The 15,702-nt window shown below is 40.9% G+C and carries 20 protein-coding genes; 9 read left to right on the top strand and 11 right to left on the bottom strand.

Annotated elements, in window-relative coordinates:
* Positions 1-29 precede the first annotated feature (29 nt).
* On the bottom strand, positions 30-608 hold the full coding sequence (locus OQX62_RS13885; RefSeq protein WP_265832136.1) for a TetR/AcrR family transcriptional regulator: 579 nt from the start codon (positions 606-608) through the stop codon (positions 30-32).
* 82 nt (positions 609-690) lie between these two features.
* Positions 691-1,440, bottom strand: coding sequence for an SDR family NAD(P)-dependent oxidoreductase (locus OQX62_RS13880; protein WP_265832135.1), 750 nt, complete (start codon positions 1,438-1,440; stop codon positions 691-693).
* A 494-nt stretch (positions 1,441-1,934) separates the two neighbouring features.
* Here OQX62_RS13880 and OQX62_RS13875 point away from each other — a divergent pair, with 494 nt between their 5' ends.
* Positions 1,935-2,609, top strand: a complete 675-nt coding sequence (locus OQX62_RS13875; RefSeq protein ID WP_265832134.1) for a class I SAM-dependent methyltransferase — start codon at positions 1,935-1,937, stop codon at positions 2,607-2,609.
* A gap of 98 nt (positions 2,610-2,707) precedes the next feature.
* On the opposite strand, the gene OQX62_RS13870 is transcribed toward OQX62_RS13875, so the two are convergent.
* Positions 2,708-3,931 carry a PAS domain S-box protein gene (locus tag OQX62_RS13870; RefSeq protein WP_265832133.1) on the bottom strand — a complete coding sequence of 408 codons (1,224 nt, stop codon included), beginning with the start codon at positions 3,929-3,931 and terminating at the stop codon, positions 2,708-2,710.
* Between the two features lie 237 nt (positions 3,932-4,168).
* Here OQX62_RS13870 and OQX62_RS13865 point away from each other — a divergent pair, with 237 nt between their 5' ends.
* From OQX62_RS13865 to OQX62_RS13855, 3 genes are all read left to right on the top strand, one after another.
* A complete protein-coding gene (locus OQX62_RS13865) occupies positions 4,169-5,026 on the top strand; it encodes an AraC family transcriptional regulator (RefSeq protein WP_265832132.1) in 858 nt (285 codons plus the stop codon).
* 77 nt (positions 5,027-5,103) lie between these two features.
* Positions 5,104-6,228, top strand: a complete 1,125-nt coding sequence (locus OQX62_RS13860; protein WP_265832131.1) for an FAD-dependent monooxygenase — start codon at positions 5,104-5,106, stop codon at positions 6,226-6,228.
* A gap of 213 nt (positions 6,229-6,441) precedes the next feature.
* Complete coding sequence (locus tag OQX62_RS13855; protein WP_265832130.1) at positions 6,442-6,771, top strand: hypothetical protein; 330 nt, start codon at positions 6,442-6,444, stop codon at positions 6,769-6,771.
* Between the two features lie 43 nt (positions 6,772-6,814).
* On the opposite strand, the gene OQX62_RS13850 is transcribed toward OQX62_RS13855, so the two are convergent.
* From OQX62_RS13850 to OQX62_RS13835, 4 genes are all read right to left on the bottom strand, one after another.
* Positions 6,815-7,282, bottom strand: a complete 468-nt coding sequence (locus OQX62_RS13850) for a CYTH domain-containing protein (RefSeq protein ID WP_265832129.1) — start codon at positions 7,280-7,282, stop codon at positions 6,815-6,817.
* A 2-nt stretch (positions 7,283-7,284) separates the two neighbouring features.
* On the bottom strand, positions 7,285-8,043 hold the full coding sequence (locus OQX62_RS13845; protein ID WP_265832128.1) for a CHAD domain-containing protein: 759 nt from the start codon (positions 8,041-8,043) through the stop codon (positions 7,285-7,287).
* Positions 8,044-8,155: 112 nt separating this feature from the next.
* Positions 8,156-8,524 carry a nuclear transport factor 2 family protein gene (locus OQX62_RS13840; RefSeq protein ID WP_265832127.1) on the bottom strand — a complete coding sequence of 123 codons (369 nt, stop codon included), beginning with the start codon at positions 8,522-8,524 and terminating at the stop codon, positions 8,156-8,158.
* Between the two features lie 64 nt (positions 8,525-8,588).
* Positions 8,589-9,179 carry a GrpB family protein gene (locus OQX62_RS13835; protein WP_265832126.1) on the bottom strand — a complete coding sequence of 197 codons (591 nt, stop codon included), beginning with the start codon at positions 9,177-9,179 and terminating at the stop codon, positions 8,589-8,591.
* Positions 9,180-9,340: 161 nt separating this feature from the next.
* On the opposite strand from OQX62_RS13835, the gene OQX62_RS13830 reads away from it, so the two are divergent.
* Positions 9,341-10,030, top strand: a complete 690-nt coding sequence (locus tag OQX62_RS13830) for a GNAT family N-acetyltransferase (protein WP_265832125.1) — start codon at positions 9,341-9,343, stop codon at positions 10,028-10,030.
* 156 nt (positions 10,031-10,186) lie between these two features.
* Here the strand turns inward: OQX62_RS13830 and OQX62_RS13825 are convergent, their stop codons facing one another.
* Both OQX62_RS13825 and OQX62_RS13820 read right to left on the bottom strand, forming a co-directional pair.
* Entirely contained in the window at positions 10,187-11,233 is a 1,047-nt protein-coding gene (locus OQX62_RS13825) for an aldo/keto reductase (protein WP_265832124.1), read from the bottom strand.
* A 27-nt stretch (positions 11,234-11,260) separates the two neighbouring features.
* Positions 11,261-11,971, bottom strand: coding sequence for an NIPSNAP family protein (locus OQX62_RS13820; RefSeq protein WP_265832123.1), 711 nt, complete (start codon positions 11,969-11,971; stop codon positions 11,261-11,263).
* 151 nt (positions 11,972-12,122) lie between these two features.
* On the opposite strand from OQX62_RS13820, the gene OQX62_RS13815 reads away from it, so the two are divergent.
* Complete coding sequence (locus tag OQX62_RS13815) at positions 12,123-13,331, top strand: MFS transporter (protein ID WP_265832122.1); 1,209 nt, start codon at positions 12,123-12,125, stop codon at positions 13,329-13,331.
* 27 nt (positions 13,332-13,358) lie between these two features.
* On the opposite strand, the gene OQX62_RS13810 is transcribed toward OQX62_RS13815, so the two are convergent.
* Positions 13,359-13,814, bottom strand: coding sequence for a GyrI-like domain-containing protein (locus OQX62_RS13810; protein WP_265832121.1), 456 nt, complete (start codon positions 13,812-13,814; stop codon positions 13,359-13,361).
* 169 nt (positions 13,815-13,983) lie between these two features.
* Between OQX62_RS13810 and OQX62_RS13805 the strand changes: the two genes are divergently transcribed.
* The gene (locus OQX62_RS13805) at positions 13,984-14,400 is read left to right on the top strand and encodes a VOC family protein (RefSeq protein WP_265832120.1); all 417 of its coding nucleotides are present in this window, start codon (positions 13,984-13,986) and stop codon (positions 14,398-14,400) included.
* Between the two features lie 66 nt (positions 14,401-14,466).
* The gene (locus OQX62_RS13800) at positions 14,467-14,928 is read left to right on the top strand and encodes a DoxX family protein (RefSeq protein WP_265832119.1); all 462 of its coding nucleotides are present in this window, start codon (positions 14,467-14,469) and stop codon (positions 14,926-14,928) included.
* Between the two features lie 99 nt (positions 14,929-15,027).
* On the opposite strand, the gene OQX62_RS13795 is transcribed toward OQX62_RS13800, so the two are convergent.
* Positions 15,028-15,207, bottom strand: a complete 180-nt coding sequence (locus OQX62_RS13795) for a histone H1 (RefSeq protein ID WP_265832118.1) — start codon at positions 15,205-15,207, stop codon at positions 15,028-15,030.
* Between the two features lie 166 nt (positions 15,208-15,373).
* Between OQX62_RS13795 and OQX62_RS13790 the strand changes: the two genes are divergently transcribed.
* Positions 15,374-15,691: a hypothetical protein gene (locus tag OQX62_RS13790; RefSeq protein WP_265832117.1), complete on the top strand. Its 318-nt coding sequence runs from the start codon at positions 15,374-15,376 to the stop codon at positions 15,689-15,691.
* Positions 15,692-15,702 lie beyond the last annotated feature (11 nt).

Here is a 15,702-nt window from a genome sequence, read left to right as displayed (position 1 = left end):
AATGAGAGAAGGGTGAAGATAGCGGATGTTTATGCTATCACTGAAAGTGCAGTCTTCGCGATATCTTCGAAAAACGCGCGTTCACTTCTAAATTTCGCATATACGCGCATTCCGCTGATGGTATTGCAGATAAAGCGGGCAAGTGCTAACGGATCTTTAGCAGCGTCGATCTCGCCGCTTTGCTGCGCTTTTTTAAATGCCTGATATAGCGCATCTTCAATCAGCAAATCATCATTGTAAACAAGTTGTCTGACGATTTCGTCCTGCGCTGCCACCTCTACTTCGGAATTGATCTTAAAGCAACCTTTAGGGCAGGCCTCCTGAAGGACATCATTAATGACGCCATTTAACAATGTTTCAACAGCCACTTTCAGAGATGGAGCATTGTCAATTGTGTTCCTGATTTTTGCAGTACCTTCTGACTGGTAGAATTCGAGGGCTTGTACAAAAAGTTTATGCTTGTCGCCAAATGCATGGTATATACTGGAACGGCCAATTCCGAGTCCGTCAATCAGATCATGTATGGAGGTTGCGTTGTAGCCTTTTTCCCAGAAAATATGGATGGCCTTCCTCAATATCTCCTCTTCATCAAAATCTTTACTTCTCATAATGATCAATAGCTTTGCCTTCAGAGGCAAAGCTATTGATTTTATTTGAGTTTCATCCCGGAAAGAGGTAACAGTTGAATGACTAGCGGAGACCACCACTTGCTGATATGATTTCACCGGTTAACCAGCGTGACTCTTCTGATGCCAGAAAGGAAGCGATTAATGCAACATCCTCTGGCACGCCTACGCGAAGTAATGGAGTAATGCTGACGAAGTGTTTTTCAAGATCACTACCGATAAATCCACCAGCGCGAGATCCTTCAGTGTCTACCATCCCGGGGTTAATAGAGTTGACGCGGATGTTTTTCGGTCCAAGTTCTTTCGAAAGTACTCTTGTTATCGAGTCCACTGCACTTTTGGTAGCGGTATACAACACGCTTCCGGCAGGCTGAGATGTGGATACGCCCGATCCGATGTTAATGATATTGCCTCCATTATCTGCAAAATAACCTACAGCAGTCTGAGATGCGATGAGCAAGCCGAGTACGTTAATATTAAACTGACGGTGAAAGCCTTCCTCTGTGACAGATTCAAGCGGCCCCCATTCATACACACCTGCATTGTTGACGAGGATGTCGATCTTTCCATATAGATCAACAGTTTCAGCCAAAATTCTTTTCACATCATCGGCAATGGAAACATCGCCTTGTATAGCAGTAGCTTTACCGCCGTTTTCGATAATAGCGTCCACCACTTTTTGGGCATCTGCTTTTGAAGAAGCATAATTTACAATGACTGCTGCCCCATCTTCGGCTAGCTTTTTTGCGATAGCGGCGCCGATACCTTTGGAAGCACCAGTCACCAATGCGACTTTATTTTCTAATTTTTTCATATTCTGTACCGTTTGGTCTACAAACATAATATTCTAATTAGAACGATCGGTACAATACTTTGAATTTGAATTATCCGTGACAAATTGCATTTGATCTTATTTCTTGCTTCTGTCAGTGTTTAGCATCCGCAGGCTGACCAATAGTGTTCATTTTAACGGGCCTAACCAAGGCTGAAAAAGTAAGTGAGCCCATCGTCCATTGGTTCATATAGGTTGATCAAGCTCATCTACACAGGCAAATCTCCCCACAATTATCTGAAAAAAAGTATACAGATCACTGAACTTATAACCAATATTACTGACTTATTGATCAGTTTCATTCTTAACTAGCCAATGTTTACTTTTAATAATTAAAAAAGCTTTTATATACGATGATGTTGCTGATGATCATCAATATTTATAATGAGCTATCTGGTCTTCTCCACGTTTTCCTAGCCGCTCTGCTAAAACTCAGATAGTATGATTAAGATAATAAAAGAATAGTAATTTTGGATATGGAGAATATTAAAGCGCAATTTAACAGTGTATCTAAAAAGTATGATGGTCAGAGAAAATTTCTCATTCCCTGCCTTGATGACTTTTACACCTGCTGCACACCTATCATAAAAACACTCAGCACTGCAAAAAAAGTATTGGATATTGGAGCAGGAACAGGACTTTTCACTCAATATATTTATCAGCAAAGGAACGACCTTCATTTCACCTTAACTGATATTTCTACCGATATGCTTGCAGTAGCAAAAGAACGCTTTGCAGGCCTGGATAATTTTGAATTTGGTGAATATGACTTCACATCCGGCCCCATTAAAGAAAAATATGATCTGATTATTTCAGCACTCGCTATACATCATTTGGAGGATGAGCAGAAAGCATCGCTTTATCAGTACGTTTTCGATGCGCTTAATGACGGAGGCGTATTTATTAATGCTGACCAGGTGGAAGGAAGAACGCAATGGTTCGACAGCTATTATAAATCGAACTGGAAACAAACTGTCATTAACTCGGGTCTGGAGCAGACAGCTATTGATAATGCCTTTGAACGGATTAAGCTGGACCGGTTCGGGAAATTGGAAACACAATTACAGATGCTGGAAAAAGCTGGGTTTCCTGAAACTGACTGCATCTATAAATCCAATAACTTTGCAGTGATGGCCGCTTTTAAAGTTTAAAAGAAATTTAAATTATATATGATTGACTAAGCTATAAGGTGACCAGCACAAAACAACCCGGACTGTCATTGTTATCATTGTTCAATGTTCTGAATACCTTATACCTCATTCCCTGCTGGAACAACTTCACTATCTTTCGTAATCCCACGAATAACGGTATCAAGCTCCTCAATAGAGGTCTGCATATGGTTAAACAAATCGGGATCTGAAATCATCTCTTTATCTGACGCCAATAGAGACCATAAACCTTTGATCTTTGCAAGTGGTGCACGTACGGTATGCGACTGCATATATGCAATCTTCCTTAATTTCACATTTTGTGCTTCAATCGCACTACTATGGGCTATTTGAGTGCTAATGTCATGCGCAATAACAAGAAGCGCCTGCTTGCCCTGAAATGGAATAGTACTGCATTTTGCCTTGGCATAAAATTGCTCGCCATTTTTTTTACGGTGCAGTGCTACGCTGACAAATACTGTTTCGGTACGCACGGTTTTTGCCAATCCTTCTGCTATCAAGTTCAAAGGCTCCACCCTGATCTGATCAATAGTCATCTCCGTAAACTGCTCTGCTGAATATCCATATTTAATTACTGCAGCATCATTTACCTGTAAAAAGCGTAAAGAGACCGCGTCGAATATCCACATAGGTGACGGATTTTTGAAGAAAAGACTCTTATAGTGACCTTCTGAGTCAGACAGGTATAAATTGCGGCTGGTTTTAACCTCCAGTTCCGTCCTCAGAGCACACAGGAGATTTTCCTCATGATCAATGGTGTTTTGTAAACCTGATAACAGATGAATAATTACGATGACCAGCATCACGTTCAGGAATAAAAAGTTCAGCGAATACGTAACCCACATATTGATTTCATAATTTTGAACCACAGGCCAGTCGACAATTTCCCAATAAATCAATGCAGAGAACATCGCAAAAATAATTGAGTTCAATCCTATGCTGAAATAGGCGATCTTCCTGGAAAACAGCAGGGATATCACTACACTTAATGCCAGGAGATAGATGCTGCCAATCCCGAATGAACCAAGACAAGCAATTAATACCACCGCCACCACTGTTAACACACTCACCGCAAAAGCCATTTTGCTTTTGATTGGCAAACGCGTAAATAATAACACCCAGGAAATACTGAAGAATGCCAATAGGTCTATAATAGAGATTGGGTAAGCCCCCGATCGCCACAGAAAGACGATGCTGGGTATAACCAAACCCAGACTTACAGGCAGTGAAAATGCAACCATTTTTATAAACAGCTCCTCCTGCCAATAGGCCATATCTTTGACAGACTTTGTACCAAAGAACATTAAACGGCTTCTAATACAGGAAAGATATCCCAACCATAAAGTCTGAAAATGCATATAACGAGTGCGTATAGTTGGCGATTTTAATTATTAAATCTGCCAGGAATTTAAACTAAACTGGAGATACTAACGAAATATTCGCGCTTGTGGATTTTAAGCGGAATGATGAATTCGTTTTAGTAATGCCAGATATTACTTCACAGCATATTAACCTATATTTGCGTGTTGAGGTTGAAAGCCATGCGCAAAAAAAACACGTCCATTCCTGTAAATGATTTCGGGGGTGAATACCATAGCGGTATTTCTATTGGAAAAATGTGCCTGAATGATTTGCTTATGGGCATTGATGCACAGCATGCCGAAAGGCACGACCGCCATAGCTTTCACTTGCTGGAAAAGGGTACAATCACTATAGAAGTAGATTTTCAGACTTACCAGATGACAGCTCCATCTGTCATTTACATGCACCCTAACCAGGTGCATCGCATCCTCAGTTTTGAAGACGTAACAGTAAACAGCTGGGCAGTTGATAATGAAAATCTGCATCAGGAATACCTGAAAATACTGGAAGAACTTACTCCTCTTAAGCCATTGCCGCTGAATGAAGAAATATTTTCACTTTTCAAAGATGCGGCGTCGCTCTGTTTGAAACTTTCCATTCGTAAGCACGACAGGTTATATCATTCACTGTTAAAGGATAGTTGTAATACATTGGTATCGATGACTATTTCACAATACCTTGAACAAGCAAAATCCGCAGATAAACTTTCCAGATTCGAAGCTATTGCCAAAGCTTTCCGGGAAATACTGGAACAGAACTTCAGCAAGCTCAAAGGGCCGGCTGGATATGCTGAAAAGCTGAATATTTCTGCTCCTTATTTGAATGAGTGTGTTAAAAATGCAACAGGGCATCCTGTTTCCTATCATATCCAGCAGCGCATCATCCTGGAGGCCAAACGTCTGCTGTATCATTCTGGCAAATCAGTCAAGGAAATTGCTACCCAGCTGGGCTATGATGATTACCCTTATTTTTCAAGATTGTTTACTAAAATCACCGGAATGTCTGCCCTGGCTTTCCGGAACAGAAACCACGAATAGTCCAATACTCACACTATATTGCCATTTTTTATCACTGTGTTACAGCGTTTCTTTGCATATCAATAAATGCAAATAAGATGAAAACATCCCCAGAAAAAACAGTACTGATTTCCGGCGCAAGCTTTGCCGGCCTATCTTCAGCTTATTGGATGAGCAGATCAGGTTACAAAGTAACTATTGTAGAAATAGGCAAAGGAATAAAATTGGGCGGAACGCCAGTAAACATTGAGGGCAATACGATAGATCTTGTTAAAAGAATGGGTCTTTTCGAGCAGATCAAAGCTAACAGTATTGCTATGGAACTACTGGAGTTCAAAAATGCTGATGATGTAACCGAAGGATCAATGGTACTCAGGAAAAGACGTGAACAGCTCACCGAAGAAGGATTTGAAATTGAACGTAATACCTTGCTGAACATGCTTTTTGAGCTGGTTAAAGACGATACCCATTTCATTTTTAACGCCAGTGTTACCTCAATGAAGGAAACGAGTGAACATATGGAAGTTACTTTTAATGATGGTTCAATGCAGCATTTTGACCTGGTACTGGGCTGTGACGGGATCCATTCTTCAGTAAGGAAAATCTGGTTTGGTCACCAGCAGGAGTATTCCCATTTTCTGGGCCAATATTTTTCCATTACTATCGTCAATAAATTGCTGATCAAAGAGAACACCACACAATTTTTCAATGTGCCGGATAAGGCCATCATGCTGAATGCCTACAATAATAAGACAGATATTGTGCTGTGCTTCCGTTCAGCAAAGGAGATTCCATATGATTACCGCGATGAAGCCCAGCAAAGAAAGATCATCCTGGATCATTTTAAGGGAGAAGGCTGGAGAACCGAAGAACTGTTGCAGGAGATGATGGATTCCAAAACGTTTTATTTTGATAAACTCTGCCAGATCAGGATGCCATCTTGGACAAAAGGCAGGGTTGCACTGGTCGGCGATGCAGGCTACTGCGCTTCTCCCGCTGCAGGGATGGGCGGCTCGCTGGCCATTGATGGTGCCGCAGCATTGGCGGATGCCTTTGAAAAGGCCGGCGGAAGTTATGAGATCGCCTTCCGGGACTATAATAAATCATTCCGCCCGGTTATAGAAGAAGTACAGGAAAGGGTTTTAACCATGGGACTGGACGTCCTCGTTCCAAAAACTGAAGAAGCTATCCGCAAAAGAAATACAGGAGGATTCAGTTTTTAAAGTGTCATTGTTGTACAATGCAAGCACTAATGATGAGCTCCATCAATTATAAATGACATCATGATTCATCTATAACTAAGGTTTGCATCACCTGTTATATTTTTAATTCCATTTAAATTTGTTTTTAATCCCACTTTAATCTCCCTGTTTTAATTTTACAATAATCCGGATTTCTCCCCGGTGTTTTTGCAGATTGATAATACAGATGAGGAAATGGGGTTAAAAGCAATTAGTAATAGTAAGGTTGGGCACATGATTGATGCACTGGACAATCTTGAAATGATCAGATCCCAGATAGGCCATGAAAATTCCGATAGCCACGAATTACAAAATTTAAGAATAAAACTTCAGGATAAACATATCAGGTACAAGGAGATGCTGATCAATATTGAGGCAGAGATTAAAGATTTTGAGGTGCTTTACAAAACGATTAAAACGAGATTTCTCCCCGAAATGCTCAAAGAATTAAAGCAGATACTGCCGGAAGACAGTCAGGATTTTATACTGGTAAAAGAGGTCATACACAAAACATACAGGCAATAAACCGTTCCATTAACGGCTGATTTAGAACATAGAAACACCATAGCTAAGAATTGATCGGCCGTAAGGCCAGATTAGAATTAGCGTAACGCTCATCATGGGTCACTTCCTGATCCAGCCAATCCGGACGGGTAAATGATTGATCTTCGTCAGTAAGCTCGATCTCGGCCACAATAAGACCTGCGTTTGCAGCAAGGAATTCGTCTACTTCCCATACTAAACCACTATCCTCCGGAATGCGATACCTGATTTTTTCAGTTCCTTCGGGCTGGAACCTATCCAACATCTCTTCCGCATCTGATTTCGGTATTTCATATTCATACTCTAACCTGCTGATACCTTGTGCGGCACCCTTGATCGTTATAAAGCCATGGTCGCCCGCAATCCTGACACGCACCACACGATCCTCGCTGTTCATCAAATAGCCCTGACGATAGTGTTTGCCCAGTGGTTTCTCCAGTGCTGCCCAAAGTTCCTTTTTAACTAAAAATTTACGCTCGATTTCTACGCCCATACTTACGCCTCTTTGTGAACTATCAACTTGGCAACCGTAGTTGCACGCCCGTAAAAATCTTCCGTAAGTCCCTTCACCTCCTGCATCAACTCTTCAGATTTCCCCCCCAGCTCAGGAAACTGTTCTGCTGCCAGCACATGGTCATGCCAGTCGCCGATAACACTCTGCACTTGCTGAAGATAGTCTTTATTAACAGCGATGTCAAGTGTAGCTGCAACCAGCGGCAGATTATATAATAAGACTTTTAGCCGCTTTCTGCACTCATGCATTTGCTCATCTCCGGTACTGGAGCTCAAACATCCTCCGATCCCAAGAAGTTCCATTTCGTAAAATTGACTGATCTTTTTGTCTTTAACTTTCGGAATGCTTTTCAGCAATCTCCCCTGAGCGCGACGTAACATTTTATAATGATGAGGTCGGTCTTTACGCAATTTCCGAGCGGATTTTTTCATTACTAGTTTTTCATGAGAGAGGTATTCCCTATCAGTAGTTGGCAGCGTCTTAGCCAATTTTACATGCAGGTAACTATCTCTCACCTGACCGCTAAGCTGATAGGTTTGTTTTATTGGTTTCAGTTCGGTGCGAACATGAACCAGTGCCGTGGTTTGCTCAATCAGCGAAGCCACCGCACGTAACTTTTTAATCCCGACCCTGAATTGATGCAGTTGCTCCTGATCGCCTTTCTTCATAAATCCGCTCAAAGAGCGTTTGGTTTTTTTACCCTCTTTTTTTACCTGAAGTTTAATTTCCTTTTTCTGCATATATCTTGAAATCGAAACAGCCCATTTGATATTTTGAGCAATACAAACTATTAACACATTACAGACTCAAAGGTTTATAAATACAAGGATTGAAATTGTATTGATCTTATAACTATCCTGGTTGCTCAATATCCATTTGCTGCATCATACCATCTGTGATGAGGTGCAGATGTTTCACTTTTCCATCAAATAAAATCTTGTCATCTAAATCTTTCACCAGTTGATCTACTTCAACTTCTAAAATGCCGTCCGGTCTTTCATGGAAACCCACCGGCACCACATGTGGATCAATCTCTTTCCATTGCCTTTCCCAATAAGCCCTGACTTCATCGTGCCCTTTCGCATAATCACCTTCCCATGCTCTTGACCATTTCACATCAGCATGCATGACTTTTAGTATGGCATCAATGTCTCTGGCGTTAAAAGCAGCATATGCGTATCTGATTAATTCCTGATTTTTAAGCGTTGTTTCTGCGTTCATTCTATTTCCCGTTTACTATTAAATTTATTAGCTATGTCTATGTATTGGTGTTACGATAAGGATGCTACTTAACTCCAGGCTTCAAATAATACTGTTTGGCCTCATCGGTAACGCTGACTACGAAATCTGTTTTTGCAATTCGATAACCTACACGATCATATTTGTACTCTTGTGCCAATGCTAATTTCAAAGCTTCGTATTGCATGGCCACTTCTGGAAAGGCAATCAGGTAATCTCTGAAATAAACTCTGTCCCATAATTTGTGCTGACGTGGCCCCATATGGATGTGAAAGGTCTGCTCTTTGACACCATCGGTATTGTAACCCTTTACAAAAACCATATAAGGAGGATCACCATCTGCCTGCCACATAAAATCATAGGCAATGTTTTTCATGCGTGCAATGATATCATCGTTGAGAACTTGCTCATCAGGGATTTCGACTAAAATATCAATCGTGTCTTTGGCAGTTAAATTTGGAATAGAGGTACTACCAAAATGTTCTATCCTCAATCCGATTTTCCCCAGTGCATTTGAAATTAGTTGCTGTTCTTCTACAAAAAGCCTTGCCCAAAGAGGATCGTAATTAGCTAATATAACCGGAAATAACTGCGCTATCTCCTCCTTTGAAAGTTCGTTTATAGATTTTGTCATCATTTTTTATGCCTGCTGCTTACCAGCGAATTATGCAAAATACAATTATTTAGTATAAAGATTGAGTCTAACAATAAATCAGAAACTGAATTATCATAAATTTGGACGTACTGGCAAATTGCCAGTATTATAATGCTGCTTAATCCGGCAATAATCATTAAAAAATGGAACACATACTCGACAACCCTGTTTACAACGCACTTATTTCTGGTAATAAAGAGCTTTCAAATGGCACTGAGAATGCAAAACATTTCGCCAATGACGTTGCCCCTTTTGTAGGGCTAAAAGAAGCGACAGCTGAAAACTTCGAACAGTTATACCATATGTTGCCTTCTGAAAGTACATTCGCTTTTTTCAGTCCCACTGAATTAACTATTGCTCATCCCTGGGAAGTACTGAATCATTTGAAGTGTTTACAGATGGTATATAACACCGTCATGCAGCCTGTAATGATGGATGTCCGAATTATTCCTCTGCAAAGCATGCATGTACCACAAATGATTGCATTGACACAACTGACTAAACCGGGACCATTTTTTGCGAATACGATTGAATTTGGAAGTTACCACGGCATTTTTGAAGGAGATGAATTGGTAGCAATGGCAGGTAACAGGATGCATCCATTCCATTACACAGAAATCAGTGCAGTATGCTGCCACCCCGCCCATTCGGGTAAAGGTTATGCAAGAATGCTGTTACAAAACCAGATCAGGCTTATACAGCAAAACGGGAATATTGCTTTCTTACACGTAAGAGCCGACAATGAGCGTGCTGTCAAGGTATATAAAGATCTGGGCTTTGAGCTGCGTAGCGAAGTATCTATTTATAGTATTCAAAAGCTGATCAGCTTTTAAATTAAACGGTGGTCTGAAATACAAACAGCGCACAACAAAAGGATAAAAATGAAAAAGCGGAAATGGCACATCCGTCCTTTTCCGCTTTTTCTAAATTAACGCTCTCCATATAAAGACGAATCAAATCGTTAAATATTGTGCAGCGTATAAATTAATTTAGCTCTTACCGTATAATTTTGGTGAATTGTTTAACATCGGGAACTGACGCTGGTGCCAGTATGGGTAAGCAGGACGAATTTCACTCACTTTATCCAGTCTCTTCACCTGATCTGTGGTTAAGTTCCAGCCTACTGCACCAAGATTCTGCTTGAGCTGCTCTTCATTCCTGGCACCAATAATTACGTTGGCCACTGTTGGTCGCTGTAACACCCAGTTCAATGAAATCTGTGCTGCGGTTTTCCCTGTTTCTTCCACCAGCTGATCCAATACGTCAACGATATCATAAAGTCGCGCATCATCTGTTGAAATGGATGCTACAGGACTACCTCCCTGTGCTACACGTGCATCTGTAGGGTAAGGCTGATCTCTGCGGTACTTACCACTCAGCTTTCCACTCGCCAAAGGACTCCATACCATCGCACCGATCTGTTCCTCAATACCTAAAGGCATCAGTTCCCATTCAAAGTCCCTGTCCAGCAGCGAGTAATATACCTGGTGCGCAATGTATTTTGCCCAACCATGGCGCTCCGAAATAGAGAGTGATTTCATCAGGTGCCATCCGGAAAAATTGGAACAGGCAATATAACGTATTTTACCGCTCTGTACTAAATGATCTAAAGCTTTCAGCGTTTCATCCATGGGGGTATTGCCATCAAAACCATGCATATGATAAATATCAATATGATCAGTTCCCAGTCTTTTGAGACTGTCTTCACAGGATTTTACCAAATGAATACGCGAAGATCCATAGTCGTTGATGCCTTCACCCAGTGGAAAAGTAGCTTTGGTAGATACCAGTACCTTATCCCTTAATCCGGCAATAGCTTTGCCTAAAATTTCTTCGGCAGCCCCGGCAGAATATACATTAGCTGTATCAAAAAGATTAACACCTGCGTCCAGGCAGAGGTTAACCATACGCGTGGCCTCATCTACCTGGGTGCTGCCCCATGCTTTGAAAAACTCATTGCTACCACCGAAGGTAGCGGTACCAAAACTCAACACCGGCACTCTAAGGCCCGAATTTCCTAGTTGTCTATATTCCATTGTGTTTATTATTTCTTGATAGTTTTACTAAATCTGAGAGTGAGCTACAGGAATTAAAAGCGTAGATACAATCTCATTGAGTAGTTCCTCATTGGAGTATCCATCTGCTACACTGATCTTTTTCCATTCCGGATCATCTATAAATCTGGCCCATTGTGCATCTTTAGCAGCCAGATCGTCAAAAGTGATCATATAGGTCAGATTCGGCATCTGCAGCCCGATAACGGTTTCCCCCCAGAATACGGGATTAAAATTAAGACGTTTGAAAATGTCTATCTCTCCCTGTTCATTGAACATTTCTATTTTCTTTTTGCCGGCCGATTCAGTCGGGCTCTGGTACTGACGCAATTCAAAAATCCGGGTTTGTTTGTAAGGCACAACGAGCTCCGGAAACCCTTTAAAAGCCTGCATCAGTGAACTTTCTATTCTTTCGTAAGCTGGCTCTAGTGGCGGAGCCTTCAGATAAAACTCACCTTCCTGCTGATATGCAGCATCATTTTCCAGTTGAGCATTTACTGCCGCGAAATGTGCAATGCTTTGATAGGGAATAAGGACATACAATTTTGTCTGGCCGACTGGTTCCAGTTCGGTAAAAACGCCGACATTTTTAACACCTGCGCGGTTATATGCTGGTATGGCTACAGTATAAAAATTGGTAACAAGTTCTTGCTGTGTCTCATTCTTAAAAGTGTAAACTTTAAGTTCGTGATATGCTGTATCCTGAGTATGTGCTTCCATATTGAATTCATAAATTGATAAACGAATATAACCAGCTTTAGAGATAAGAAATGTGAATCTGGCGGAACTTTACACAAACATGTTCTTTAACAGGCCGTCTTAGCTCTTCATAAAAACTACCTTTGGCCATTCAAAATTGACACCATATTTAATGACTACCAGTCCGGAGAGATCCAATTCTTTAAAACCACAACACCAGGGAATTTCTACAATACTAGCCTTTGCCTTATTACCGCTCTCTGGATTTGCAACAGATATCTATATCCCCTCATTGCCTGCTATGGCAGGAACATTACATGTGAGCAGCATCGATGTGCAGCTTACACTGAGTCTTTTTTTGATCAGTTACGGTGTATCACAGTTGTTTATAGGGAGTATTCTGGATAGCTTTGGCCGTTATAAAATTAGTCAGGCAGCGCTGGTTATTTTTGCAATAGCAAGTCTGGTCATCGCTACGACGCATGATATTTACCTGATCTACCTGATGCGGATTATTCACGGATTAACTGTAGGTGCAATTATCGTGGCTAAAAGAGCATTTTTCGTAGACATCTATTCCGGAGATCAACTCAAACATTATTTAAGTTTGTTTTCTATTATATGGTCTACCGGACCAATTGTTGCTCCCTTTCTGGGTGGTTACCTGCAAACTCTATTTGGCTGGGAATCTAACTTTTACTTTCTTGCCGGATTAGCCGTGCTGATGGTGATACTGGAATTGATTTACAGTGGCGAGACGCTAAAACACCGTACTGTATTTCACTTCAAGAGCATCACTGGCGTTTATACAACGATGTTAAAAACAACCAGTTTCACCCTGGGAATAGTGATGCTTGGCCTGGCTTATTGTATGGTAATGATTTACAATATGACCGGCCCTTTCATCATCGAGCATAACCTTGGATTGTCGCCCATTGTTGCGGGATACAGTTCATTGGTACTGGGATTTGCCTGGATGGTTGGCGGCTTTGCCGGCAAAGCAACAATCAATCGTCCATTCATGCGCAAAATGGTCATTAACCTGGTATTGCAGGCCATTTTTGTCATCGCTATGCTGGCAAGTATCCATTATATTTCCAACCTGTATTCACTTATCTTTTTCGCCTTCATTATTCACGCTACTGCCGGATATGTATTCAATAACTATTTCACTTTCTGCCTGACTAAATTCCCGACAAATGCGGGCATAGCTGGGGGCTTAACGGGTGGAATTACTTATGTAATTGTGTCGTTTTTCAGTTATGCCATCATCAGTTTTCTGCCCGCAAAGGATGAATTCAATCTGGGCGCAAGTTATTTTGTACTGACGGTATTGTCTGCCATTGTGATGTTTGCCATTACAAGATTAAAAGCGGAATAAAAGACTACTGGTCGATCCGGCCAATGATCAGACCCCTATAAATACAGGTACTTCAGCGTTTCCCGGATCCTGCGCTTTTGGTCCGTATACTTCAAAATCTGTTTCATAAGCCCGGTCCAGACCAGATGCCCAAATGTCCAGCCAGGTATGGTAGACTATACCTTCCATAATATTGCCCTTTGCTGTAAATTCAACATAGTTGCCGGCTTTGATGCTCACGCTCGTCATACCTTCAGGAAGCTGGTCTATGGAATGCACCCGACAGCCCAGAATTACCGTATAGGGCGCAGTATGGTCTTTCTCATAGTCAGTATATACACAATACAACGTATCATCTGTTTTCCCCGGAATCTGATCTGCGGCTTGTGAAGACATAAATCTGTTCCAAAGCGCAGGTATATCTGTCTCCGCCTGTCCTTTGCCATTTGCAGTTCTTACAGCAAGGCCGATAATAGTAAAGGCATTTATCTTTTGATCATTCATATGGTTGTTATTATTCCCCAAAATTAAAGGATCCAATGACAACAGTATGTCAGCAGCATATGATTGTCGCAATTACTCCCTTTTAATGTCTGATTCAGGACTCACGTTGTTTTCATCTGCCTGTTACATTTGATTATTCCAAACACATTATTCATTTAACAACAACAACATGACAACAACAATCAGCCCTTATTTAACCTTTGATGGCAATGCACGTGAAGCGATGACGTTTTACAGGGATGCATTGGGAGGAGAACTGTCACTAATGGCAGTTAAAGATACCAACATGGGTTCACAGTGTATGGGTACAGATGAAAATGCAATTATGCACTCCTCATTAATCAAAGACAGCCTCGTTTTAATGGCTTCAGATATGATCGGGAACAGAACGCTTCAGTTGGGAAATAACTTCGCTATTTCTGTAAACTGCAGCAGTGAAGAAGAAATAAATACCTTTTATAAGAATATCTCGGCAGGCGGTGAAATTATTGATCCCTTAAAAATACAGTTCTGGGGTGCGCTGTTCGGAGTAGTGAAAGATAAATTTGGTATGGTATGGATGTTTAATTTTGATAAAAATAGTTGAAAATAAGCTCTTTTTTATGCTTAACTTCAATATCACCAAATATAATAGCTTAAAAAGGAGGACATTATGAATATTGTTCAAAAAGTAGAGCATTGGGGAGATTTACATCATACCAAATGGCTCGACATCATCCGTATGGCACTCGGCCTGCTGATTTTAGGTAAAGGCATTTCTTTTATCAGTGATACGGGGGTCCAGCAGGAATGGATCGTGCAAAATAATACTTTCGGATTTTCAGGTCTGATGGCAGTGGTTGTGCTGCACATCGTCGCATTTGTACATCTTGTAGGTGGCCTGCTGATCATGATCGGTTTAGTGACCCGTTTCGCGGTGGTCATCCAGATTCCTATCCTGGTGGGTGCCATTTTCTTCGTCAACATGACCAGGGGATTGTCTTTCCTGAACTCGGAGTTATGGTTATCCGTAATTGTACTTTTGCTGCTCATCTTATTCTGGATTGTTGGATCCGGGCCCTATTCGGTAGACCATGTGATTAAAACAAAGCGGCCGCTAAGAAACGTGGAATAGAATTTCTGTATAGCAAGGCAAAAACATCATTCTTAAAATAAAAAACCCGGTTAAATGCTTAACCGGGTTTTTCCTAATTATCTGTTTCCAGAATTAAAATTATTTAGCGCTGTTTTTCTTTTCAGTAACTTCAGTACGGATATCCTGAGCTAAAGTTTTTAAATCCTGCATTGCTTTACGAACTCTGGTACCAGCAGCGCCGTTACCTGAATTATAAAACTTGTCTGCATCAGCCTCAACTCCGGCGATTAATTCTTTTAATTGTGCGAATTTTTCCATGATATTTTGTTAATTAAATTTGATTTCTGGTCCTAAAGGTAATAATTATTGGTTTTCTTCCAAATCTAAAACGTAGGATTATTTATAAATTATATGCCCCTGCATTAATTAAAACCATTTCCTGCCCTCATTGTTAGATTATCAATCAGCATTAACACGAGAAATCATGGAAAACACGAAGAACGACAAAAAATCAGAAACACCTGATAATGAAGGGTATGACATAGAAAATCCACAAAATTTAACTCAACCGAAGTTTAATAGCACTACGGAGCACCGTGAAGGCACAGCCCTGCCTTATGTGGAAAATTTAAATCAGACTGAAGGAAAAAAAGATGAGTTAAAACCTTCAAAAAATGATAATAATGATCCTTTATCATCCAGAAATGACGAATCTCTGCATGGAAACACCCCAAAATCAGACCTTGGAAACGGACAAAGAGACGAGGATGAGGACGAGAAAGAAAAAATTATCAGGACCTAAATTTCGGGAAC

Source organism: Pedobacter sp. MR2016-24 (assembly GCF_026239655.1).
Lineage (GTDB): Bacteria > Bacteroidota > Bacteroidia > Sphingobacteriales > Sphingobacteriaceae > Pedobacter.
Note: the sequence above shows the minus strand (reverse complement) of the source record. Positions and strands in the feature narration are given on the sequence as shown.

What these genes read in the sequence shown, in the direction of transcription:
- OQX62_RS13885 (WP_265832136.1), bottom strand. Translation starts at nt 608, where the DNA reads ATGAGAAGTAAAGATTTTGATGAAGAGGAGATATTGAGGAAGGCCATC.
- OQX62_RS13880 (WP_265832135.1), bottom strand. Translation starts at nt 1,440, where the DNA reads ATGAAAAAATTAGAAAATAAAGTCGCATTGGTGACTGGTGCTTCCAAA.
- OQX62_RS13875 (WP_265832134.1), top strand. Translation starts at nt 1,935, where the DNA reads ATGGAGAATATTAAAGCGCAATTTAACAGTGTATCTAAAAAGTATGAT.
- OQX62_RS13870 (WP_265832133.1), bottom strand. Translation starts at nt 3,931, where the DNA reads ATGTTCTTTGGTACAAAGTCTGTCAAAGATATGGCCTATTGGCAGGAG.
- OQX62_RS13865 (WP_265832132.1), top strand. Translation starts at nt 4,169, where the DNA reads ATGCGCAAAAAAAACACGTCCATTCCTGTAAATGATTTCGGGGGTGAA.
- OQX62_RS13860 (WP_265832131.1), top strand. Translation starts at nt 5,104, where the DNA reads ATGAAAACATCCCCAGAAAAAACAGTACTGATTTCCGGCGCAAGCTTT.
- OQX62_RS13855 (WP_265832130.1), top strand. Translation starts at nt 6,442, where the DNA reads ATGGGGTTAAAAGCAATTAGTAATAGTAAGGTTGGGCACATGATTGAT.
- OQX62_RS13850 (WP_265832129.1), bottom strand. Translation starts at nt 7,282, where the DNA reads ATGGGCGTAGAAATCGAGCGTAAATTTTTAGTTAAAAAGGAACTTTGG.
- OQX62_RS13845 (WP_265832128.1), bottom strand. Translation starts at nt 8,043, where the DNA reads ATGCAGAAAAAGGAAATTAAACTTCAGGTAAAAAAAGAGGGTAAAAAA.
- OQX62_RS13840 (WP_265832127.1), bottom strand. Translation starts at nt 8,524, where the DNA reads ATGAACGCAGAAACAACGCTTAAAAATCAGGAATTAATCAGATACGCA.
- OQX62_RS13835 (WP_265832126.1), bottom strand. Translation starts at nt 9,179, where the DNA reads ATGATGACAAAATCTATAAACGAACTTTCAAAGGAGGAGATAGCGCAG.
- OQX62_RS13830 (WP_265832125.1), top strand. Translation starts at nt 9,341, where the DNA reads ATGGAACACATACTCGACAACCCTGTTTACAACGCACTTATTTCTGGT.
- OQX62_RS13825 (WP_265832124.1), bottom strand. Translation starts at nt 11,233, where the DNA reads ATGGAATATAGACAACTAGGAAATTCGGGCCTTAGAGTGCCGGTGTTG.
- OQX62_RS13820 (WP_265832123.1), bottom strand. Translation starts at nt 11,971, where the DNA reads ATGGAAGCACATACTCAGGATACAGCATATCACGAACTTAAAGTTTAC.
- OQX62_RS13815 (WP_265832122.1), top strand. Translation starts at nt 12,123, where the DNA reads ATGACTACCAGTCCGGAGAGATCCAATTCTTTAAAACCACAACACCAG.
- OQX62_RS13810 (WP_265832121.1), bottom strand. Translation starts at nt 13,814, where the DNA reads ATGAATGATCAAAAGATAAATGCCTTTACTATTATCGGCCTTGCTGTA.
- OQX62_RS13805 (WP_265832120.1), top strand. Translation starts at nt 13,984, where the DNA reads ATGACAACAACAATCAGCCCTTATTTAACCTTTGATGGCAATGCACGT.
- OQX62_RS13800 (WP_265832119.1), top strand. Translation starts at nt 14,467, where the DNA reads ATGAATATTGTTCAAAAAGTAGAGCATTGGGGAGATTTACATCATACC.
- OQX62_RS13795 (WP_265832118.1), bottom strand. Translation starts at nt 15,207, where the DNA reads ATGGAAAAATTCGCACAATTAAAAGAATTAATCGCCGGAGTTGAGGCT.
- OQX62_RS13790 (WP_265832117.1), top strand. Translation starts at nt 15,374, where the DNA reads ATGGAAAACACGAAGAACGACAAAAAATCAGAAACACCTGATAATGAA.